Below are 20,706 nucleotides of genomic sequence, written 5' to 3'. Positions count from 1 at the left end.
AATGTTTAAAAAGCTATTGAAATGGCTGCGGTCTATGCTCAACCAGATGTTTGATACTGGTAACGAGCAGGATATTGCGTTATCTGAAAAGATGTCAAGCGCGATTGATATGTGGGCGCGAATGTATGAGAATGGCGGCCCATGGTGCAATGCGAAAACAGGAATACATAGCTGCAAACTACCATCCATTATCGCTTCTGAATTTGCCCGGCTTGTCACAATCGAAATTGAAGTTGATGTTACTGGTTCGCCGCGTGCTGATTTCCTGCAGCAGCAGATGAATAAAATGCTTGACCGCATCCGCTCTTATGCTGAGCTTGGCTGCGCGTTAGGTGGCATTGTGTTCAAGCCCTATGTGCAGGACGGCAAAATTATAATTGACGCTGTTCAGGGGGATGACTTCTTCCCTACTTCATTTGATGCATCTGGTCGTATGACCGGGTGCATTTTTGTTGAGCAGATTCGGCGAAAGAATAGCATTTTTACCCGTGCTGAGCATCACGAGTATCAAAACGGTACTCACACAATTCAGAACAGAGCGTTTGAAAGTCATTCATCCGATTCTATTGGCACACCGATAGACCTTTCCGCTGTCCCGGAATGGGCACAAATTTCACCAGACGCGCAGATTTCAAACGTTGACCGGCCACTATTCGCGTACTTCCGCGTGCCGCAGGCGAACCGGCAGGACAGGCATTCTCCACTGGGAACTTCGGTGTTTGCAGATGCAGTCGAGACAATACACGATTTTGATGAGCAGTATGGCCGCTATCTATGGGAATATCGTGGCGGTGAAATGGCGTTGGACGTTGCAGACGACTATTTGAGGAAGAGTCCAGACGGCGAATGCTTTTCAATGCCAGAACGTGACAAGCGGTTGTATAGAGGGCATGATGTTCCCACGGGCGACCAAACATTTTATCAGATTTTTGCGCCTGCGCTGCGGGATGAAAGCTTTGCACGCGGCATGAATACCATGCTCAAACAGATTGAAATGCAGGTTGGCCTTGCTTACGGAACATTGTCAGACCCGCAGAACGTTGCAAAGACGGCGACTGAAATCAATGCAAGCCGTCAGCGCAGCTATTGCACTGTAAAAGATATTCAAAAGGCACTTCAAAACGCGCTTGACGACTTGATTTACAGCATGGATAAACTTGCGACACTGTACAATTTAGCACCGCAGGGGTCCTACCAGACTGCATACGATTGGGATGATAGCATTGTAAACGAGCCAAGCCAGCGAAAACAAATGTTTTGGCAGTATGTCATAGCTGGTAAATTCCCGTTTTGGCGGTATCTCATGGAGTTTGAAAGTTACACCGAGGAAGATGCAAAAGCGATTGCAGGCGAGGCGCAGAAAGGACAGGTTGACCCGTTCGCGGATGGAAAGGAAGAGATGCAGAATGAAATATCGTAAAAAGCCGGTTGTTATTGAGGCAATACAGTTTGAAGATAATTCCGATTGCGTGTCTGCAATTTCAGAAATGGGACTTGACCCTATCCGAGTTAGTTATAAAGACCCGAAACGTCCTGTAATGAAAATTCAGACTTTGGAAGGAATTATGGAAGCTCAGCCCGGAGACTTTATCATTCGTGGCGTAAACGGTGAATTTTATCCCTGCAAACCTGATATTTTTGCAAAGACTTACGAACCATGTTAACCCCTGATTATCTCGACCACTGCACAGATGATATTGTAGAGCTGCATAGCCGATTAGAAAATCAAATCATTCGCGATATTGTCAGGCGGCTATTGAAAACCGGCCGCATGACTGATACAGCAGCATATCAGGCGGTTATGGTACAGCAATCTGGCTTACTGTATGCGGAAGTTATACAGCGTGTTTCAAAGCTATCTGGACTGTCTGCAAGGCAGGTCAGGGCAATGTTCGAGGATGCAGAAACCGCCTGCATTACTGCTGACAATCGGATTTATATTGCTGCTGGCCTGAAACCATCAATTAAGTTGTCCCCCGCCGCGCATGAGCGAATTTTGGCGGCTGTGCGTAAAACTGCCGGGCAATTACAAAATCTGACTATGACAACCGCCAGCACATCACAGCAAGCGTACATACAAGCGGCGACAATGGTTGAAATGCAAGTCAGCAGCGGTGCATTTGATTACAATACAGCTTTTCGTATGGCCGTCAGGCAAGCAGCAGAAGCCGGATGCACGGTGTCTTATCCGTCCGGACATGTTGACAAGCTGGACGTTGCAATCAGACGCGCGGGGCTGACCGGAGTCAACCAGACGGCGGCAGAAACAACGCTTATGCACGCGGATGACATGGGGTGCGACCTAGTCGAAACAACCGCGCACTCCGGTGCCCGGCCTACGCACGCAGTTTGGCAGGGCAAAGTATTCAGCCGGTCAGGCAGAAGCGGAGAGTATGACGACTTTGAGAGTTCTACTGGCTACGGAACTGGTGCGGGGCTGTGTGGGTGGAACTGCCGACACAGCTTTTTCCCATATTTTGAGGGATTAAGTAGCAGCGCCTACCCGCGCGATGAAATCAACCGCAAGAACAATGCAAAAGTCACTTACAACGATGGAAAAATCAGCTATTACGATGCTACACAAATCCAGCGGTCAATGGAACGCAAAATTAGAGAAACGAAGCGGGAACTGGCAGCATATGACGAAGCAGGCTTTAAAGATGAATTTTCCGCTGCATCTTTAAAGCTGAAGGCACAGCGAGGCAAGCTGAATGATTTTTGCGAGGAAACCGGCCTGCTGCGGCAGAGCGAGCGCGAACAGGTACTTGGATATTCGCATAGTCAGTCGGCTAAGGCCGTTTGGGCGGCAAGAAAATAGTTGTACGTCCTGGGTAAGACGTAAAAAGGCCTATTAAATTTACCTATTTGCCCCACCTGCCGGGCTAAAAATGCAGGGTGTCAGGTGATGGCGACCACCTAAAACGCTTAGGCACACGGAGGACGCATGAAAAAAGAAGAATTGACAGCGCTTGGCCTTACGGAAGACCAGGCAGAAAAGGTTTTTGCCTTACACGGCAAAGATATCACAAAATTGCAGGGTGCCAATGCCGCAATTACGACCGAGCGGGACAACTACAAAGCGCAGTTGGATACAGCAAACACAAAGCTGACTGGTTATGACCCGGAATGGAAAGCAAAAGCTGATACAGCCGCCACGACAGCGCAAAAACAGGTTGATGCAATCAAGTTTGACTATGCACTAAACGATGCACTGAAAACGGCAAAAGCAAAGGATGTGACCGGAGTTAAAGCTCACCTTAAAACCGATGCCTTGAAACTTGACGGCGATAATATTCTTGGTTTGAAAGAACAGCTTGAATCTGTGAAAAAAGATTACGGATTCCTTTTTAATTCCGAGGAAAAGCCGCCGCAGTTTTCCGGAGCTACCCCCGGCCCCAGTGCCGGAGCACTCACCGACAAAGACAAAGCAAATGCCGCCCTGCGTGAAGTATTCGGTGGCAGTAAGGAGTAAAAATTTATGATTACAAGAGAACAGGCTACTGCCCTTATTCAGGAGCAGTTGGTAAAAACAATTTTTCAGGATGTTCCGAAGCAGTCCGCAGTGTTGCCGCTCATGCGTCAGTTGCCGAACATGACAAGCAAACAGACCAAAATTCCGGTCCTTGACATGCTGCCAATGGCCTACTGGGTAAACGGTGACACAGGATTCAAGCAGACGTCTGAACAGTCATGGGACAACGTGTATATGACCGCCGCCGAGCTGGCTGTTATTGTGCCTATTCCAGAGGCGGTTATGGCCGATTCCAGCTACGATATTTTGGGAGAGGCCACCCCACGCGTCAATGAGGCTATGGGGCAGCGAATCGACCAGGCAATTTTGTTTGGCTTGAACCGTCCATCTGAATGGCAGACAGATATTATCACCCGCGCCCGTAACGCGGGTAATAACGTTTCTGGCGGTATTAGCTATGATGGCTTGCTTGGTACTAATGGCCTGATTTCTAAGGTTGAAGATTCCGGCCATATGGTAAACGGAATCGTTGCATCCGTCAAAACTCGTTCTGCTCTGCGCGGTATCAAAGACACAACTGGACATCCGCTGTTTATGAGTGATATGAAAGCGGCAACCCCGTACACGCTGGATGGCACTTCTATCGCATTCCCAATGAATGGAAGCTTTGATAATACCGTTGCGCTTATGGTGGCAGGTGATTTCAGTCAGGCTGTTTACGCTATGCGTCAGGATATTACTGTTAAGCTGCTCGACCAGGGCGTTATTCAGGACCCGACCACCAAAGCAATCGTGTACAACCTTGCGCAGCAGGATATGATTGCTTTGCGCGTGGTTATGCGTCTTGGCTGGGCGCTGCCAAACTACGCTACACGGCTGGATGAGGACCGCACAACGGTGCCGTTTGCGTACATGGAACCGGCATCTGCATTTACGGATTACAAAGTCACACTGACGGTTAAGGATGATGCAACAACTCCTGTTGCTATCAGTGGCGCTACCGTTGACGTTGACGGCTCGCGCCTTAAGACGGATGCCAGTGGTCAGGCTGTATACAATCTGCGTACTGGTACTTATCCAGTAACAATCAAAGCGTCTGGATACCGTACGGTAACCGATACAATTACTGTTTCGACTTCCGCAGTCACTAAGTCTATTACACTGCCAATTAACGCTTAAGGAGTGATTTTTTTGTATGCGACATTTGACTTTTATTCGAGCGCCTACTTAGGCACTCTTATTTCTGTCACCGACTGGCCGCGCTATGAACGTGATGCATCGTTGTACATAGACAGGCTGACCTATGAACGGCTAATTACAGACCCGCTAAAAGTTACAGACCGTGTCAAAAGCGCCGTCTGCGCGGTTGCGGAGGCACTAAAGCGGCAGGATGATGCAGAAAGCAAGTCTAGTGAGCGTGAGGGCGTGAAGTCATTCAGCAATGACGGCTATTCGGAAAGCTATGGCAGTATTACGACCATTCGCAAAAGCTATGACAAGCTGAAAGTTGACGCCGCAAACTTGTGGCTGCCCACGTCCGACCCACTGAGATATGCGGGGTGCGACTTATGATGATGGCGACTGAAACGGCGGTGCTGTACCACTTGGAAGATGGGGAAATTACGTCAAAAGCGGAGCTAAATGGTGTCACTTGGCGGGAGGTAACACAGTCATCTGCGTCAAGTCGTGTGACGCAAGCAGACCACGGTATGACTATCGCAAAAAAAATCGTTGTCCGCGTCCCTGCCGAATCTGCGCCGGGCGGTTTCTCCCCTGTTGTTGGCGATATGATTGTGCATGGTGCTTGCAGCCTTAATGTCGGTGAGTCGGATGTGACGCTTTCTGCTGCTGGTGCTGTGACCGTGCAGACGGTTTCAGACAACCGGCAGGGACATATGCCACACTGGAAATTGGAGGCGGTCTAAATGGGCGTTAAAGTTGTGCTTGATTTACCAGTTGCGCGCGACATTATTCAAAAGCGAGGTTTGCAGGATAAAGGGCCTATTCAAAAATTCTTTGCTTCCGAAGTTGCACGGCAGTGCGACCCGTATGTGCCTATGCAGTCCGGAACGCTGAAAAATACAGCGCAGGTGCAACCTGACGGAGTTTTATACGACCAACCGTATGCAAGACGGCAGTATTACGAAAACGGTGGTAACGGCACCGATGGCACTGCAAATGGTGGCAGGCGCGGTAAAGAATGGGATAAACGCATGATTGCAGACCACGGTGACGAAATCACGGCAGCGGTCGCTAAAAAAGTAGGTGGTCGCCTTGGCTGATTTGATTGATTCAATTACTGCAGGTATGCAGGAATTCTTGTCCACCTGCCCTATGATTGACGGGAAAAAAATCAAGGTTAACTATCTTGGCAATACAGCTATTTCATACACGCTGGACGAGGAACCCACAGAAGAAAAACTGGACGAGTTTATTGGCGGCAGCAGCATCCGGCGACGGCTGTTTATTTTTGCTTCACGCGAAGCTTATTCGGCGGCTGAAATCGAAAACATGAAAGTATCTGCGTTTTTCGATGATTTTTCGGACTGGATTGAAACTCAAAATGATGCTGACAATCTTCCAAAACTGCCGGCAGGCTGTGAAGCACAGTCAGTCGAAGTATTGACATCCGGATATTCCATGAGCGCAGACGCAGAAACACACAAGCAACGCTATCAAATTCAGTTAGCGCTTGAATACTTTAAGGAGTGATTTTTATATGGCAAAAGTAAGGGAAAGACTGATTCACCCGGATTATTTGAATGTACAGCCGACCGGCACAGAGAAAATTGTGCTGTTGGGAAAAGGCTTTGAAACTATCGATGAAAACCCGGGCGCAGCAACAGATGACACGACTTATTACAACGAAAAATCCACTACAACGGAAATTACAGAGTATAAGTCAAATTTTGATTTCACGGGTAAGCGAGTTATTGGAGAGCCGGGTTGTGATTACATTTACGACATTGGACAGATGCATCGTATTGACGAGGCCGTAACACAACTCTATGAAGTCGACCTTGATATGCCTGCTGAAATTGGCAGCGGCACGAAGTTCCATTGCCGCAAGTTTGAAGTGTTGACAACCGTCGACAGCCTGAAAGCAAACAATAAAAAGGACAGTTTCAGCGGCAAATTCAACGGCCGCGGTGACCCGGTCGAGGGCGTATTTGATATTTCCAAAGTCGGTACATCTGAGAATCCATTCACTACCGGATGGGAGAAACCTGCTCTCGGCGCTTTGACCGTTACCAGCATTGCCGGTACTGCTACAGGTGACACAAAGCTGACGGTTTCCCCGGTGCTGACTGAGGGTAATAGCTACCGCTACCAGACCGGCACGACTGTGACCCTGCCGGTCGTTGGCGCTGATTGCATGACTATGACTGCGTGGAATGGTACAGCAGACATTACCGCAACAACCGGTAATCAGATTTTGGTGGTTGAAACCACTGCCGCCGGTCTTGCAGTTAAGGCTGGTATCACTACAGTTACATCCAAAACTGTTTAACCACTGCCCCGGGAAACCGGGGTTTATATGATGCAGAGGGCGCGTGAACCCAAAGCAATAAAAAAAATAAGTGAGGTACATAAAAATGCGTGAATTTAATTATGTTTCAGAGAAAAAGTCAGTAAAAATTGACGGGAAAATTTACGAATTAAAACCGTCCTCCGTCGCTATTGCAGAGATTTGCCAGAAGATTTCTGACTTTTCTAACGTTAGTGACGCCAGTGACATTTTGACTTTGGCAAATGTGGAATATGAATTGGTATCACATGCTATTGGCAAAGAATCCTGCATCGAAGTACTTGGAGACTTGATGAATTGTGATGTGTACAAACTCGGTGGGCTGTCTGGATTCTTGCTTGAGGAGTACAACGAAAATGAATCTGCTGACTGAACCGCTCCCCCACCTTGTGGACATTGCGGGGCATAAGTTCCCAATCGTTTGGGATTTTCGTGCGGGCATAAAGCTAGAAACGCTTATGGACAATCCTGATTTACCGGACGACGAGAAAGCTACACAAATGCTTGAACTGTACTACCCATGTAAAACAATTCAGCACATTCCGAACGAATGGCAATGGTTCTTAACGCACTTACCTGAAGCACAGGACGCGGCTTTAAAATTTTATACAGGCTGGCAGGCTCCGGAGCTGCCGGGACAAGAAGGAACAGACGATAGCGATAAAAAGCGCGCCTGTTCCTTTTATTATGACTCCGCAAACATTTTTGCATCATTCTGGCAACAATACCACATCGATTTAACCGTTTCAAATCTGCATTGGTGGGTGTTTATCAATCTGCTGACTGCACTGAACGAGAATACGCCGCAAGGCAAAATCATGACGTACCGCACGGTTGATACGGCCGGTATGCCAAAAGAGCAGAAGCAACAGTATGAAAAGTTGAAACGCCGGTATGAACTGCCGGAAATTGTATCTAAAGCAGAGCAGGAACGTGATGAAAGACTTGCGGATATACTTGCGCACGGTGGTAACTTGAACGATTTGGGGTGATTCGATGGCAGACGGTTCCGTAAAAATCCTTACAGCGCTTGACAACACAGGACTTGAAAAAGGCGTAAAGGAAATGAACAGCAAGGTCGCTGCTGGTGCGAAAAGTGCCGCCAGCGCTATGGCAACAGGCCTAAAAGGTGTTGGGACTGCTATTGGCGCGGCTACCGCTGCCCTTGGCGGTATCGGTGCAGCAGTAATCAAAACCGGCAGCGAATTTGAAGCAAAAATGTCGCGTGTTAAAGCTATTTCTAACGCTACCAGTTCGGAGTTTCAGCAGCTAAACGCGCAGGCGAAAAAATTGGGCGCCGATACCGCATTCAGCGCATCCGAAGCCGCTGATGGCATGGAAAACCTTGCTGCGGCAGGCTTTTCGGTAAACGAGATTACAAAGGCTATGCCCGGACTGCTGGACATGGCAGCAGCGTCAGGCGAAAGCATTGCAAACAGTTCAGAAATTGCGTCCTCTGCCTTACGTGCGTTCGGGTTGGACGCATCAAAGACCGGACACATTGCTGACGTGCTGGCGGCAAATGCCAATATGACAAACGCGGCTGTTATGGATACGGGCTATGCATTTAAGTATGCTGCGCCTATTGCCCACTCTTTGGGGATGTCCATGGAAGAAACGACGGCAGCTATTGGCATCATGTCCAATGCAGGCATTAAGGGTGAGCAAGCCGGTACTACTCTGCGGGGTGCCTTAACGCGGCTGGTAAACCCAACAAAGCAAGTAAAAAAAGGCATGGCCGAACTTGGTGTATCCTTTTTTGACTCAAACGGAAAAATGAAATCGCTTGATACCATTGTCGGAGACTTGTCAACGTCCACGGCAAAACTGACGCAGCAGCAAAAGAATCAGACTTTAGCACAGATTTTCGGCACTGAATCACTGTCCGGCATGCTGGCTCTGGTTGATGCAGGCCCCGCGCAGCTTGACAAGCTGACAAAGGCATACGAACACAGTGACGGTGCCGCAAAAGCTGCTGCAAAGACTATGCAGGACAATCTTAAAGGCGCTATTGAGCAGGCTGGCGGTTCGTTGGAAACATTGGGCATTGACCTGTATGAATCCGTTGACAACCCTGCTAAAAAAGCTGTACAGGCGGTAACTGATTACGTTAACCAGTTAAGCAAAGCATTTGAGGGCAAAGGCTGGGACGGATTTACAAAAGAGATAGGCACCGTTGCCGCCGACGCAGTCAAGCAGATTGCAGCTGCTGCACCTGCTGCTGTCAAAGAGGGCAGCAACCTAATTAAATCCCTTGCTGACGGCATTTCCGACAATTCGGACGATATCGCGAAGTCAGCCGTTGAAATCGGTAAATCGTTAATTTCTGGTATTGAGGAAACTGTACCAGCACTTGGAAAAGCTGCAGGCGGGCTGATTAAGGGCGTGCTCTCTGAAATTGCCGGTCCCGAAGCCGGGCAAGCTGTACAGGACACAATGGACAGTATCGGACAGGCATTTCAGAGTTTGAAAGGCCCTGCACAGGACGCGATAAAGTCGACTATACAAATTATTGGCAACCTTGCAAGTGCTGTTAGCGAAGTATCACAAACGGTTTTGCCTGTACTGTCGAGCGCTCTCGGGTTTGCTGCACAGAATATACAGACGGTCGGACCTATCGTGCTGGGCATTGTCGGTGCGTTTAAAGAATTTACGGCTGTAAAGGCTGCTGCACAATCTGTTGTAAAATTTACGGAAGCACTAAGTAGTGCTGCAAAAGTTGGCTCTCTTGCGGATAAGGCCATTACTGGAGTATGGGGTGCAGCAAGTGCTTTGACCGGACCTGTAGGGCTGGCTATTGCGGCGATTGTAGGAATTACTTTAGCTATTGGGGCGGCAGTAATTGCAAGTGGGGACTTTAAATCCAGCGAAGAAAAACTTGCTGATTCTAGTAAAGCTCTCGGCAAATCCTATTCTGATGTCGTAAAAGGCATAGACGATTTTAAAGATGGCGTTCAGAGCGCTGATAGCATTTTGAAAGATATGAACACCGACCTAATTGTTTCTTCTAGCGATTCTAAAAAGGTTTCAGACGGAATGCAATCCGTACAGAATGAAATTAACGGAATTGCGAAGAAAGCAAGTGATGAACGGCGTGCTTTGACCGATGGAGAAATAAAGAAGTTAAATGATCTGTTTGAGAAAATGCACGAACTTGCACAACAGCAAACTGCGCAAAACAAGGCATATCAAGATGCTGTCAGAAGCCGAGCAATAGACACCAGTGATGATACGTCTATGTCGGCAGACCAATATCAGCAAGAATCCAATAAAATTATTAAGGCTGCATCTGAACGCAAGCAGGCGACCATAAACGCCGCCGAATCAGAGTACGAAAATGAATATGCTCTTATTCAAAAGCGCACTGACCTTTCCTCATCTGCTAAAGAAAAGCTTATAAATAATGCTAAATCTACTCGTCAAGCAACAGTAGACAGTGCCAACAAGGAAGCTTCACAAACTGTATCAATTCTTGCAAGTGGATACACAAAGCATGCGGCTGATTTACAGACCTATGTCACAAAAACACAACAGACAAATTCTGCGGTTGATGCTGAAAATCAAAGACATCAAACGGCTATAAAATCATATCAAGACCAGTGTGACAAGATCTTACGTAGTGGGACAGCCACACAAGATGAAGTTAATAAAGCGAAATTCAATTTACAAGCACAGTTGTTAAATGAAAGCAGTACCCATAATCAGAACCTTAAAAATTTAAGCGACCAAGAAAACAAGATTTTAGACTCATCAACTAAAAAGCAACTAAGTACTTTATTAGGATATGTTGTACAAAGTGGAGCGGCCTATAACAAGCTTGACAGTTCGACTCAGGAAGCCATTAAATCTATGATGGAGCAATTCAAAAGTCTCGGTCCTGACGGGCAAAAAGAGATTAATGATATGCTTGACAAAATGGGGCTTGAGCTGGAATCAAATGGCGACATTGTATATAAAGCGGGAGATAAAGCAGGACAAGTCGTTTTAAAAATGGACGAGGTAATGAAGAGTGGAACCCTTCATGCACCGGCAAATTTAGACGACAGTGATCTCTTACGAAAGGCCGGAGAATCGGCGCAAGAGGCCCTTGCACGTATTAAAGGAATTTTATCTGACTCCACTATCGACGTACATGCTAAAATCGCCATCGAATCCTACGGGGCCGGAAGCAGACCTATTTCTGGCCCATTGCAAGCAGGAGTTAACGCCAACGGTGGCATATACAGTTCTCCAATGCTCACCACACTTTGTGAGGAGCACAAGCCGGAAGCTATCATTCCTTTAAACCCCGCCCGCCGTGGCCGTGCGCTTGACCTGTGGCAGCAGACCGGCAAAGCACTGGGTGTCATGCAAAATGCCAACGGCGGAATTTATGGTACTCTCCCCTCCAACCCGAAGGTTGCCGTTTCGGCGTCAATGATGTCAAGTATCCTCGGCTGGGCGAAAATCAATACTGGCAAGGATGACAAACTGTCCGAAAAGATTGTGGAGCAGGCTCAAAAGACGCTCGACAATTTAAAGCAGTATGACGAACTCTCAACCGCGGAAGAAGTGCGGTTTTGGGAGAAAGTCAAGAAAATTCGCGGACTGGCAGGCAGTCAGCTGAACGAAGTTGACCACAAGATTTATGAAGCTAAAAAGGCTAACTCTGAAGCAATCGTTTCCGACGCTGAAAAGTACCTATCACACTATCAGAATATTGGGCAAATGACAGATGATTGGGAAATCAGCTACTGGCAGCGCACATTAAATCGTGAGGGCTTGTTCGCGGATCAGAAAAACGAGATTGAGGAAAAGATTTATTCTTTGCAGCAACAACGCACACAGGATATTATTAGCGACGCTGAAAAACGCTTTTCCCATTCCGAAGCAATCGGGCAGCAGGACGCAGAAGCAGAATTACGCTATTGGCAAAATCTTATAAAAGCCGAAAAGCTCGGCGGCGACGAGTATAACACTGTACTTGAAAAAATCTATTCCGCACAGCAGAAAATCAAAGATGCAGACAAGCAGCGTTCTAAGGATAATTACGATTATTTCAACGGTTATATTCAGGACGATAAGGATTTTGACCGAATCGACACAAAAGGCGAACTTGCCCGTTGGAAATCAATTTACGATGATTACAAAAATGGCCTGATTTTTCTGCAAGCCGATGAAGTAAAGCAGATTGAAAAGAATATTCACAGCCTGCAAAAAGAGGTTGATGGCACCGCCCAGCAAGCGCAGGATACCGCGAAACAGAACTGGCAGAGCCGCGTTGATTCGCTGAAATCGTGGTCTGGAATGTTTGACGAGCCATCCTACAATTACGAAATCAGCAAGGAAGAACTCATGTGGAACATGCAGGAGCAGGTTCGCATGATGCAGAATTGGCAGTCAGACCTTGCCAATTTGCAGGCACGCGGCATTTCTTCTGCTATGGCGAAAGAGCTTGAAAATTTGGGCCCCGCTTCCGCTGATAAAATCCGCGCACTGTCAGAAATGACCGACGAGGAATTGCAGAAATATTCGAGTCTGTACGCGGCAAAGGGCAACCTTGCAACCGGTCAGGCAAATGCCGAAACCGGCATAACAAGCACGGTTACGGACTCTGCAGCAGTAGCCGTTACGCAGAGCGTCAGCAGTTTGTCCGATGCAGTGCAGCAACAACTTCCAAACTTGACTTCACAATTCCAGCAGGGCGGCGCAGATGCAGGCAACGCTTACGGCACGGCGTTTGTGGAGCGTGTTAAGGCTGCTATGAGTGATTTTAGCAGTATCGTGCAATCGTCTGTATCAGGCGCACAGGTGCAGTTAAACAGTACCATGCAAGCGGCAAATGCAGCAAGCTCCGCGATTGACCGGCTGAACGCAAAAGTTAGCGGGATGAAAGTGGAACAGGTGCAGCAGGTAACGCAATTAAGCATGAGCGGCAGGCAGGTGGCGAAAGCGATTGCCCCCTACGCCGGAACTTATTTAAAGCTGAACGGAGGTTGATAAAATGCAGGACATTGCGATAAATGGGAAGCCGCTGGCGGCATGGCACTGCAAAATGAAGGACGACTGGACAGAGCAGCGCGACCAGTACAGCGGCAATTATTTGCAACCGTCACAAGCGCAGAGAATCATCCCAATAAATTCAGAACTACCCATAAAAACGATTAGTTTTACACTGGATTATCTTGGTACAGACCGTGAAGTATACCGCGCGAAGTTGGAATTATTGATGCTGTCAGGCACGTTTGAATTGGTATTGCCGGGCAGACCAGTATTTACGATGTGGATGACAAAATTAGGAGCGGAAAAGCACGGTCGGAACAGCACGGAAGTACAGTACAATTTCGTGGGGTATCAGCATGGAACGAGAAAACATGTTTCTAGAATTAGCTATGCTGCTGACGTGCGTTGCGAGTCGACCGCACCAAAAACCCCAATTAAAATTAATTTACACTCTTGCATTTTTTGGGGCACAGAAATTCTAAGTCTGAATGGAGTTAAGTTCAATGTTGCACAGGACTACATAGACTTCTTGGCACAAAACGATGGCGGTACAAGTAAGTCGCATGAAGTATTAATTGATGGAGAAAACCAAACTTTTGAAGTTGACAATACAAATGTATTATCTGCCGTGGCAAGCGCTGATTTTCCGCTATTAGCTCCTGGACTTAATCACATTACACATATGGAACAGGACAGTGAAATAGAATACACACCAGTTTATTTGTAAAAGGAGTGACGCAAATTGCTTGTAAGAAACGTTGGTGACGGCAAAGACCGAGTAATTAATACTGCCGACTATGGTGTAACAGAAAAGCTGTCCGGAATTGATGAATTATCCTTTTCCCTACCCTCCAAATCTCCAATGGCTTACCTGATTCACGAGGTAGACCGAATTCTTGTGACGGAAAATCATACATGGTTCGTTGTAACACAAATTACGTCCGGCGATGGTACAGCGGAATACAAAGCTGCGCTGGACTTGGAAACGTTTAAGCAAGACATTTTAGAGCACGTGCGGTTTCATGAGTCCGATTTTGAAACCCAATTAAAAACGTTTCTTCCTACCGGATGGACATATGATTTGCAGCACGCGCAAACCGCAATTTCAGGATTACAAAAGGATTGGCTGTTTGATGGCGGCACGCGGCTAGAGGGTATGACCGCGCTTGCGGATAAATGGGGTATCTCGTATCGTTATGACACGAAGGCAAAAGCAGTTTTAGTGTTTGACGTGGCAACCGGCTATTTGGGCGGCACGTCTGGTTCAAACTTGCGGCTGACCGTCGGCGCAAATCTGCGAAGCATCAATTATACCGGGACTGCCGATGACTTCTGCACACGACTGTATGCGTATGGCAAAGGCGGCGTGACGCTTGAAACCGTCAACGCAAATAGTCAGTACATCGAAAACAATACTTATTCGCATAGGCTAGTTTGTGGCAGGTATTCCAACACAGAAATTGCCCGCCCTGCCGAACTGCTAGACGCTGCAAAGAAGGAACTGGCAAAGCGTTGCAAGCCCAAAACCAGTTATGAATGTGATTTTGTCGACCTTGCGAAAGCGGCTGGGCAGGATTACAAGGCAATGGAAATCCATGTGCCTTACATAATTACGGTGTCTGACAGCGACCGGCAGACGGTCGAGAAGCAAATTGTGTCGGAATACACATGGTACGCAAGGCACCCGGAAAAGAACAAAATTACGCTGTCAAGCTGCCCAGACACATTGCAAAATGATTTGCGCAATACAGCACAGCTTACACAGTCACTTGCTGAAAATGCATTGCTGCAGAACGATAACGCGCTGAATGGCAGCATCACCGCGAAAGATTCGGATGGAAATACCGTAAACTGCACGGTGCAGAACGGTGTGATTATTAAGGAAGTGACGTAATGAAAGCAGTAAATTTAACGCTGAATTTATACAGCATGAATACGGAACCGGTACAACTGGTACAGGGTGATTATGATGCAACAACGCTTTCCGCAACGTTTGTTGATGTAGACGGTTCCACATTGGATTTGACCGGAAAAACGGTGTCATTTAAGGTGCTGAAATCTGACAACACAGAGTTTTCCACAGCCAGCGTAACCGTCAGTGGAAGCACTGCAAGCGTTGTATTGGCCGGTCAGGCCGTGACCGCTGCGGGCATTAATTACGGTGAATTCCGTATTGCGGCAGATAGCGGCATCAAAAAAGTGCCGCGGTTTGAGATTAACGTGCAGGAGTCCCCGGAATTGCCAGATACGCAGAGCAAGTCAGAATTGCAAGAGCTGAATCAGGCAATCGAAAAAACAAAAAATCTGCCTAAAATTGGTGACAATGGGAACTGGGAAACGTACAATGGCACAGCTTACACGGACACTGGAAAACCGTCCGCTATCGTGGGACCAGCAGGTCCACAAGGTGTCCAAGGACTACAAGGTGAAAAAGGTAATACCGGTGACATAGGCCCGCAAGGGCCACAGGGCGAAAAAGGCGACGCTGGCGCGGCGTTTGCCTATGGCGAATCGTATGCAACGTTAGAGGCATTACAAGCTGCATACCCGGCTGGCGACGCAAAAGGGCATCTGGTTAATGGTACAGCGTATGTTTGGGATGGTGCGGCATGGGTAGCAACAAGCGTTGATTTGTCAGACTATGACAAGCGCAGCGTGGCAGATGCAAAGTATGCCGGAATTAACCACACGCACACAGCCGCACAGGTTGGCGCACGACCTGACACATGGATGCCCACTGCCGCAGAGGTGGGGGCTAGACCATCAACATGGACACCGACTGCATCCGATGTTGGATTAGGACGAGTTACCAATGCTACAAATACAATCAGTACGTCTGCTCCGTCCGGAGGGTTAGACGGAGACACATGGGACGTGATTGTATGAGCCGATATGCAAAACAAAGCGGTGCGTTGCACGAAGTCACGGAGCGGTATGCCAAAGTAAACGGCGTGTGGCAGCAAGTCACAGCAAGGTATGTAAAACAAAATGGCGCATGGAATCAGGTATATTCCAGTGGTAAAAAGCTGTCTGATTTGCCAGTCGGAAGTCTGCTGAAGATCAATGAAAGTGGTGTGCCACAGCAGTATATTATTGTGCATCAAGGAAATCCGGACACAAGTATTTATGACATAAGCTGTAATGGGACTTGGGTAATGAGGAGCAATTTGTTCGTCGGAATAAAGTATTCTAACATTTATGACGTAACTTCCTTTTTACTTAGTAACGCAAATTCTTGGCTAAATAATACTTTTGTACAAACCTTGTCTATACAAAATCAGCTAATAAACGCTACAATACCTTGCATATTTAACTCTGTACAATGCAAGGCTTTTTTGCTATCAGTGTCCGAGTGTGGTGATATGACACGGACAGAATCCGCGTCAGAGGGAAAGCCGCTGACCTTTTTTCAATCTGACGCGGCAGAACAACGTAAATCCTATGCGAATTATTCAATTTTACGTACCCCGTTTAGGCAAATCACTACTAGTGGAAATCAATACGTCGTGCAGGAGAATTCATGGGGCTATATGCAAGGTAATACAACAAATGACGCGATCGGGTTTCGCCCTGCAATGATTTTAAATTCAGACGCTTTAGTTTCTTCATCCGTTGATTCTGATAACTGTTACACATTACAATAAATTTTGGAGGTATTACTATGGCAACAACAATTAAATTTGCAAACGGTTCTACTTTTCCTGCTGTGTCCGTTCTTGCGGGACAAACCTACATGCAGAATGCCCAGCGCAAGACGCTGGAAATTCACATCAAAAAATCAGATGCAGACTTTGCCACATTAGATGCGGCAACGCAAAACCCTGCGTCATTTACTGTCAGTGACGGCACGTGCGACAACGTATACAATAATTACTCGTTGCGTGCTGGACTGGCATTAAAGCCGATTGTGACCGCACAGGCAACCGACACTGCACCGGAACAGACGGAAGACCAATACATTGTAACGCTCGCGCAACTGTCATATATTGAAGTTCAACTTGCGGCGATTTTAGCAGCACAGGGAGGCACAAAATAATGGCAAAAGTATATTTAGACCCCGGACACGGCGGCTATGACAGCGGCGCCGTTGGCTGCGGAAAGAAAGAATCTGACTGTGCATTGGACGTTGCAAAGCGCGTGTGTGCTCTACTACCGAGCAAATATTTCGACTGCAAAATGAGCCGGACAAGCAACCACACACCAAATGACAGTAATCCCAGTGCTGACCTTTCCCGCCGCGCGAACGAGGCAAACGCATGGGGCGCGGACGTGTTTGTTAGTATCCACCTGAACGCAGGCGGCGGGCATGGAGTTGAAACCTACAGAAGCGTTGCGGGTGGCAAATCAACCACGCTGGCTACTGACATTCAGCAGGCAGTGCAGTCCACAACCGGTATGCCCGCACACGGCGAGCCGGTCAAGACCAAAATTGGTGACGGAGGGCGTGACCGGATTTGTGTAATCCGCGAAACAAATATGCCCGCGTGCCTTGTGGAATGCGGATTTATTGACAATCCGGCCGACATGGATGGCTGGAACGCGGATAAGTATGCCGCAGGAATTTACAACGGCATCTGTAAATATTTTGGAATCAATTCTGCTGCACCTGTACAGCATCCGCCAGTACATACCGCGCCGCTGAAATATGCACCTGATTCTTCCCCACTGGTTTCAGACACGACGACAGACGTTTCAATTTCAGTCGGAAAGTCATACACGTTCAAAGTTTATTGTGAATCTGGCTGCCCGCCGGTTCATGCATTTAACGGCGATATTGTGGACGTTTCAGCGGAGCAGGACGGCACGAACCGGCTTGGCTATCTGATTAAACTGACCGGAAAAAAACGCGGTTCTGCCGGAATTGGTACAAGCAACCGCCGGATATTTGATGTAAAGGTCGTGTAATTTTATGGGCGCGGTAGATATTGGGCTGCTGATTGCAGTTATAGGCTGCTTTGTCGGCCTTGCTGGGTGGCTGAGTGGGCGGGATAAAAAGCTGACGAATGACGGCGAATGGAAAGGCACGGTAAACACAAAGCTGGATGATATTAAATCCAGCGTATCAGGCACAACGGCAGAACTTGTAAAAATTAATGCAACTCTAAACGAGCACGGTGAGCGATTGACCGCGGTAGAAAGTTCTGCCAAGCAAGCGCATCATCGGCTTGACGAATTAAAATAATGGAGGTAATACATAATGAAAATCAACTGGACTGTACGAATCAAAAACAAGGCTTTTTGGGTAACTGCTATCCCCGCACTGTTGCTGCTGGTTGCACAGGTGTTACAGCTATTCGGTGTTACCGTTGACTTTTCGGGGCTGAGCAATCAGCTATCGGCGATTGTAGGCACTGTGTTCGGTCTGCTGACACTGCTTGGCGTAGTCAATGACCCGACCACCCCCGGCGTGTCGGACAGCAAACAGGCACTGACCTACGACGGCCAGGCAAAGTAAATTGAGATAACAAAATCCCCCGGAATCCATTTAAGGAAACCGGGGGATTTTTTGTTATAGCGTACCAGAAAGGTTGCACTATATGACAAAGTTTCAATCCACAGCTGTTTGTGCGGCTGACAACATAAATATAGTACCATAACCATTAAGTATTGTCAAGCGCGTAATCAAGATAATCTTCAAGATTTTCATTATCGATTATTCCCCAGATATCCTCTTCTTGCTCCTCTGGCGTTTCATTCGCGGACACACTGTACTTCTCTGCTTCAAACCTTGCAATCTGGACATCTTTGCCTTTATACACGCTTTCTGGGCAATCAAGTGGGCAAACGCAATCCCATTCGTAAGCTTCGCCTGTGTCTCCATCGATAGCAACTGAAAAAGTCAATGTGTCTTCGCACTCGATTGCATCGCGCAAAGCTTTTTCTAGCGTTTCAAGTACTTGCGTACGATTAATTTCTTTCATTTTTTTGTTCCCTCCGTTTATTTATCTTATGTATATATTATAACCTTTTGGCTATAAAAAGTCAAGTACTTTTTTAATTTTTTTTAACAAATCTTACCCCAAAATTTTTATCCCACTCAATCATGCGGCTAATTGAGTTAATATACACACAATTACTGTCAACCATTTCCGCGCCCGCATCGGCCTTGCCTCTGTGATAAGCTGCATTAACACAATTTGCGACCTCTGTCAGCTGGTCTGATGTTAAGGAACTAGCGAGGGTATCTGGTATTTGTGCAAATACAGCATTGTTTGTATTGCCAAACTGCGCTGTGTCGCTCTGCTGTCGCGCTATTTCAAGCGTAAAATAATTGTCAGGCAAGCCGTAAGCGGCGGCTATTTTTGACAGAGTTGAAGGCTTTGGAATACGCCCGCCGTTTTCTAGACGGGAGTATGTGGACTGTGCCATGCCTGCCTTTTGGGCGATTTCCGTTGTAGTCAAGCCATGAGCTGTTCTCATATCGCGGAGCAAATCCTTAATTTCCATGTTATTTCCTTTCTAGGCTCTCAACCTGAAAAAAATTGCAGATTTTTTCATAGTTTTTTTCGTCTGGCCTGCGGGTTCCTAGTTCCCACTGTGACACGTGAGATTGTGAGGAACCTATTGCTTCACCTAATTCCCTCTGCGTTATTTTAGCGGATGTGCGCAACTGTTTAATACGATTCTGCCAAAGCACTTTTCGCATGCGGCCATCATTACGCTGTAAGAATTCGACGTTTGCTTTTTTAATTTTTTCGGGGTTCTTCTTTTTGTATTCAAGGCTGGCGGCGTTGTCAACCTCTTTCAGATGTTTTGCAGCGCAGGAAGCGCAGTATCGCTGTAATCCTCCTTCCACAATATACTCTTTCCCGCAAATTTGACAGTGGTCTATGCTGCCAAGTTTCCGTACCGCACCGTCGCGCTTACACCGGTTAGTCTGCTCACGTTTGCGCTCTGCACGACACTCCGGGCAATACCAGGCGTGCGGGCCGCCAAGAAACTGCCTGCCACACTGACGACAAATTCTCATTCTTATTACGTTGTTCATAATTTTTCACCCGCCCGTATAGCCTGTTAGCACAGTTTATGCAGTTTAAATGTCAATGTCGGATATTGCAAGCAGTACGGCGTCTTTAATTATAACCGAGTTTCTACACCCACTGCAATTTTCGGCATCAAAATCTATTTCTTCGCCGCTCCCAGCAATCAGAAGTAGTTTATCTCCAATATATTGTTTGTTATCTGCATCGCAAATTCGCTTTGCAACCTCAGCCGTTGCTTCTTCAACTTCATCTTCGTCTAGCAGCTCAAGCATCAAATCATCAGTATAAAATCCCATAGCGCAGGTACCATCAAGCTGTCCAGCGTACTCCCCACCGTTTTCTCCGGCTGACATATCCGCAGAGCAATCAAGTGTCATTCCGACTTCGAGCGGTTTAGACTCGTCAGAAAAAATCTTACGAATACCATATGAAATGCGTCCACTCTCTGCGTCTGCTATAACTGCCTTTGCAAAAGTCATTGCGATTTCTTTTGTCATTTTGATTACTTCCTCTCTTTATCTTATGTATATATTATAACCTTTTGGCTATAAAAAGTCAATAGGTTTTGCAAAATAATTTAAAAAAAATTTGCTTTGACCTCCCCCGCTGGTGCCAGAATAAATTTTTGACTACTTTTTGACTACCTGCATCTCATTTCTTCACATAAGTTGATTTTTTCAAAATCGCCGAAAAACCGCATGGTTGAGCCATTTTTTAACTCGATTTAGCCGGGTGAAACA

General features: G+C 47.1%; 25 protein-coding genes. 21 read left to right on the top strand and 4 right to left on the bottom strand.

Features of this window, described 5'->3' with window-relative positions; all coding sequences use genetic code 11:
* Position 1 precedes the first annotated feature (1 nt).
* The 21 genes from H6X83_RS04090 (at position 2) to H6X83_RS03990 (ending at position 18,438) form a co-directional block, all read left to right on the top strand.
* Positions 2-1,420: a phage portal protein gene (locus H6X83_RS04090; RefSeq protein WP_212507889.1), complete on the top strand. Its 1,419-nt coding sequence runs from the start codon at positions 2-4 to the stop codon at positions 1,418-1,420.
* On the top strand, positions 1,407-1,664 hold the full coding sequence (locus tag H6X83_RS04085) for a hypothetical protein (protein WP_212507888.1): 258 nt from the start codon (positions 1,407-1,409) through the stop codon (positions 1,662-1,664). Before H6X83_RS04090 ends, H6X83_RS04085 begins: the two co-directional genes overlap by 14 nt.
* On the top strand, positions 1,658-2,818 hold the full coding sequence (locus H6X83_RS04080) for a phage minor capsid protein (protein ID WP_212507887.1): 1,161 nt from the start codon (positions 1,658-1,660) through the stop codon (positions 2,816-2,818). Before H6X83_RS04085 ends, H6X83_RS04080 begins: the two co-directional genes overlap by 7 nt.
* 126 nt (positions 2,819-2,944) lie before the next feature.
* Positions 2,945-3,472 (top strand): phage scaffolding protein, encoded by a 528-nt coding sequence (locus tag H6X83_RS04075; RefSeq protein ID WP_212507886.1) that lies wholly within the window; start codon positions 2,945-2,947, stop codon positions 3,470-3,472.
* A gap of 6 nt (positions 3,473-3,478) precedes the next feature.
* On the top strand, positions 3,479-4,651 hold the full coding sequence (locus H6X83_RS04070) for a phage major capsid protein (RefSeq protein ID WP_212507885.1): 1,173 nt from the start codon (positions 3,479-3,481) through the stop codon (positions 4,649-4,651).
* Positions 4,652-4,663: 12 nt separating this feature from the next.
* Complete coding sequence (locus H6X83_RS04065; protein ID WP_212507884.1) at positions 4,664-5,044, top strand: head-tail connector protein; 381 nt, start codon at positions 4,664-4,666, stop codon at positions 5,042-5,044.
* The gene (locus H6X83_RS04060; protein WP_212507883.1) at positions 5,041-5,397 is read left to right on the top strand and encodes a DUF6751 family protein; all 357 of its coding nucleotides are present in this window, start codon (positions 5,041-5,043) and stop codon (positions 5,395-5,397) included. The genes H6X83_RS04065 and H6X83_RS04060 overlap by 4 nt, the downstream gene beginning before the upstream one ends.
* Complete coding sequence (locus H6X83_RS04055; protein ID WP_212507882.1) at positions 5,398-5,754, top strand: minor capsid protein; 357 nt, start codon at positions 5,398-5,400, stop codon at positions 5,752-5,754. It begins immediately after the preceding gene.
* Positions 5,747-6,184 carry a chloramphenicol resistance protein gene (locus H6X83_RS04050; protein WP_212507881.1) on the top strand — a complete coding sequence of 146 codons (438 nt, stop codon included), beginning with the start codon at positions 5,747-5,749 and terminating at the stop codon, positions 6,182-6,184. Before H6X83_RS04055 ends, H6X83_RS04050 begins: the two co-directional genes overlap by 8 nt.
* Positions 6,185-6,191: 7 nt before the next feature.
* A complete protein-coding gene (locus H6X83_RS04045) occupies positions 6,192-6,983 on the top strand; it encodes a phage tail tube protein (protein WP_212507880.1) in 792 nt (263 codons plus the stop codon).
* An 85-nt stretch (positions 6,984-7,068) separates the two neighbouring features.
* On the top strand, positions 7,069-7,374 hold the full coding sequence (locus H6X83_RS04040) for a hypothetical protein (protein WP_212507879.1): 306 nt from the start codon (positions 7,069-7,071) through the stop codon (positions 7,372-7,374).
* Positions 7,358-7,993: a Gp15 family bacteriophage protein gene (locus tag H6X83_RS04035; RefSeq protein ID WP_212507878.1), complete on the top strand. Its 636-nt coding sequence runs from the start codon at positions 7,358-7,360 to the stop codon at positions 7,991-7,993. The genes H6X83_RS04040 and H6X83_RS04035 overlap by 17 nt, the downstream gene beginning before the upstream one ends.
* Positions 7,994-7,997: 4 nt before the next feature.
* Positions 7,998-12,980, top strand: coding sequence for a phage tail tape measure protein (locus H6X83_RS04030; protein ID WP_212507877.1), 4,983 nt, complete (start codon positions 7,998-8,000; stop codon positions 12,978-12,980).
* Between the two features lie 4 nt (positions 12,981-12,984).
* Positions 12,985-13,710, top strand: a complete 726-nt coding sequence (locus H6X83_RS04025; RefSeq protein ID WP_212507876.1) for a hypothetical protein — start codon at positions 12,985-12,987, stop codon at positions 13,708-13,710.
* 15 nt (positions 13,711-13,725) lie between these two features.
* On the top strand, positions 13,726-14,877 hold the full coding sequence (locus H6X83_RS04020; RefSeq protein ID WP_212507875.1) for a phage tail spike protein: 1,152 nt from the start codon (positions 13,726-13,728) through the stop codon (positions 14,875-14,877).
* Positions 14,877-15,869, top strand: coding sequence for a BppU family phage baseplate upper protein (locus tag H6X83_RS14675; RefSeq protein ID WP_212507874.1), 993 nt, complete (start codon positions 14,877-14,879; stop codon positions 15,867-15,869). The genes H6X83_RS04020 and H6X83_RS14675 overlap by 1 nt, the downstream gene beginning before the upstream one ends.
* Positions 15,866-16,627, top strand: a complete 762-nt coding sequence (locus H6X83_RS04010) for a DUF6273 domain-containing protein (protein ID WP_212507873.1) — start codon at positions 15,866-15,868, stop codon at positions 16,625-16,627. Before H6X83_RS14675 ends, H6X83_RS04010 begins: the two co-directional genes overlap by 4 nt.
* 17 nt (positions 16,628-16,644) lie before the next feature.
* On the top strand, positions 16,645-17,019 hold the full coding sequence (locus H6X83_RS04005) for a hypothetical protein (RefSeq protein ID WP_212507872.1): 375 nt from the start codon (positions 16,645-16,647) through the stop codon (positions 17,017-17,019).
* Complete coding sequence (locus H6X83_RS04000) at positions 17,019-17,888, top strand: N-acetylmuramoyl-L-alanine amidase family protein (protein ID WP_212507871.1); 870 nt, start codon at positions 17,019-17,021, stop codon at positions 17,886-17,888. Before H6X83_RS04005 ends, H6X83_RS04000 begins: the two co-directional genes overlap by 1 nt.
* Before the next feature lie 4 nt (positions 17,889-17,892).
* A complete protein-coding gene (locus tag H6X83_RS03995) occupies positions 17,893-18,165 on the top strand; it encodes a hypothetical protein (RefSeq protein ID WP_212507870.1) in 273 nt (90 codons plus the stop codon).
* Positions 18,166-18,180: 15 nt separating this feature from the next.
* Positions 18,181-18,438 (top strand): phage holin, encoded by a 258-nt coding sequence (locus tag H6X83_RS03990; RefSeq protein ID WP_212507869.1) that lies wholly within the window; start codon positions 18,181-18,183, stop codon positions 18,436-18,438.
* A 145-nt stretch (positions 18,439-18,583) separates the two neighbouring features.
* Here H6X83_RS03990 and H6X83_RS03985 read toward each other — a convergent pair whose 3' ends face one another.
* The 4 genes from H6X83_RS03985 to H6X83_RS03970 form a co-directional block, all read right to left on the bottom strand.
* Complete coding sequence (locus H6X83_RS03985; RefSeq protein ID WP_212507868.1) at positions 18,584-18,904, bottom strand: hypothetical protein; 321 nt, start codon at positions 18,902-18,904, stop codon at positions 18,584-18,586.
* 73 nt (positions 18,905-18,977) lie between these two features.
* Positions 18,978-19,430 (bottom strand): helix-turn-helix domain-containing protein, encoded by a 453-nt coding sequence (locus H6X83_RS03980; RefSeq protein WP_212507867.1) that lies wholly within the window; start codon positions 19,428-19,430, stop codon positions 18,978-18,980.
* A 1-nt stretch (position 19,431) separates the two neighbouring features.
* Complete coding sequence (locus tag H6X83_RS03975) at positions 19,432-19,971, bottom strand: helix-turn-helix domain-containing protein (RefSeq protein WP_212507866.1); 540 nt, start codon at positions 19,969-19,971, stop codon at positions 19,432-19,434.
* A gap of 45 nt (positions 19,972-20,016) precedes the next feature.
* Positions 20,017-20,463 carry a hypothetical protein gene (locus tag H6X83_RS03970; RefSeq protein WP_212507865.1) on the bottom strand — a complete coding sequence of 149 codons (447 nt, stop codon included), beginning with the start codon at positions 20,461-20,463 and terminating at the stop codon, positions 20,017-20,019.
* Positions 20,464-20,706: the final 243 nt, after the last annotated feature.

This window comes from Caproicibacterium amylolyticum, assembly GCF_014467055.1.
Taxonomy (GTDB): domain Bacteria; phylum Bacillota; class Clostridia; order Oscillospirales; family Acutalibacteraceae; genus Caproicibacterium; species Caproicibacterium amylolyticum.
Note: the sequence above shows the minus strand (reverse complement) of the source record. Positions and strands in the feature narration are given on the sequence as shown.

Coding starts and splice junctions, on each gene's coding strand:
- H6X83_RS04090 (WP_212507889.1), top strand. CDS start 2: ATGTTTAAAAAGCTATTGAAATGGCTGCGGTCTATGCTCAACCAGATG.
- H6X83_RS04085 (WP_212507888.1), top strand. CDS start 1,407: ATGAAATATCGTAAAAAGCCGGTTGTTATTGAGGCAATACAGTTTGAA.
- H6X83_RS04080 (WP_212507887.1), top strand. CDS start 1,658: ATGTTAACCCCTGATTATCTCGACCACTGCACAGATGATATTGTAGAG.
- H6X83_RS04075 (WP_212507886.1), top strand. CDS start 2,945: ATGAAAAAAGAAGAATTGACAGCGCTTGGCCTTACGGAAGACCAGGCA.
- H6X83_RS04070 (WP_212507885.1), top strand. CDS start 3,479: ATGATTACAAGAGAACAGGCTACTGCCCTTATTCAGGAGCAGTTGGTA.
- H6X83_RS04060 (WP_212507883.1), top strand. CDS start 5,041: ATGATGATGGCGACTGAAACGGCGGTGCTGTACCACTTGGAAGATGGG.
- H6X83_RS04055 (WP_212507882.1), top strand. CDS start 5,398: ATGGGCGTTAAAGTTGTGCTTGATTTACCAGTTGCGCGCGACATTATT.
- H6X83_RS04045 (WP_212507880.1), top strand. CDS start 6,192: ATGGCAAAAGTAAGGGAAAGACTGATTCACCCGGATTATTTGAATGTA.
- H6X83_RS04040 (WP_212507879.1), top strand. CDS start 7,069: ATGCGTGAATTTAATTATGTTTCAGAGAAAAAGTCAGTAAAAATTGAC.
- H6X83_RS04035 (WP_212507878.1), top strand. CDS start 7,358: ATGAATCTGCTGACTGAACCGCTCCCCCACCTTGTGGACATTGCGGGG.
- H6X83_RS04030 (WP_212507877.1), top strand. CDS start 7,998: ATGGCAGACGGTTCCGTAAAAATCCTTACAGCGCTTGACAACACAGGA.
- H6X83_RS04025 (WP_212507876.1), top strand. CDS start 12,985: ATGCAGGACATTGCGATAAATGGGAAGCCGCTGGCGGCATGGCACTGC.
- H6X83_RS14675 (WP_212507874.1), top strand. CDS start 14,877: ATGAAAGCAGTAAATTTAACGCTGAATTTATACAGCATGAATACGGAA.
- H6X83_RS04010 (WP_212507873.1), top strand. CDS start 15,866: ATGAGCCGATATGCAAAACAAAGCGGTGCGTTGCACGAAGTCACGGAG.
- H6X83_RS04005 (WP_212507872.1), top strand. CDS start 16,645: ATGGCAACAACAATTAAATTTGCAAACGGTTCTACTTTTCCTGCTGTG.
- H6X83_RS04000 (WP_212507871.1), top strand. CDS start 17,019: ATGGCAAAAGTATATTTAGACCCCGGACACGGCGGCTATGACAGCGGC.
- H6X83_RS03995 (WP_212507870.1), top strand. CDS start 17,893: ATGGGCGCGGTAGATATTGGGCTGCTGATTGCAGTTATAGGCTGCTTT.
- H6X83_RS03990 (WP_212507869.1), top strand. CDS start 18,181: ATGAAAATCAACTGGACTGTACGAATCAAAAACAAGGCTTTTTGGGTA.
- H6X83_RS03985 (WP_212507868.1), bottom strand. CDS start 18,904: ATGAAAGAAATTAATCGTACGCAAGTACTTGAAACGCTAGAAAAAGCT.
- H6X83_RS03980 (WP_212507867.1), bottom strand. CDS start 19,430: ATGGAAATTAAGGATTTGCTCCGCGATATGAGAACAGCTCATGGCTTG.
- H6X83_RS03975 (WP_212507866.1), bottom strand. CDS start 19,971: ATGAACAACGTAATAAGAATGAGAATTTGTCGTCAGTGTGGCAGGCAG.
- H6X83_RS03970 (WP_212507865.1), bottom strand. CDS start 20,463: ATGACAAAAGAAATCGCAATGACTTTTGCAAAGGCAGTTATAGCAGAC.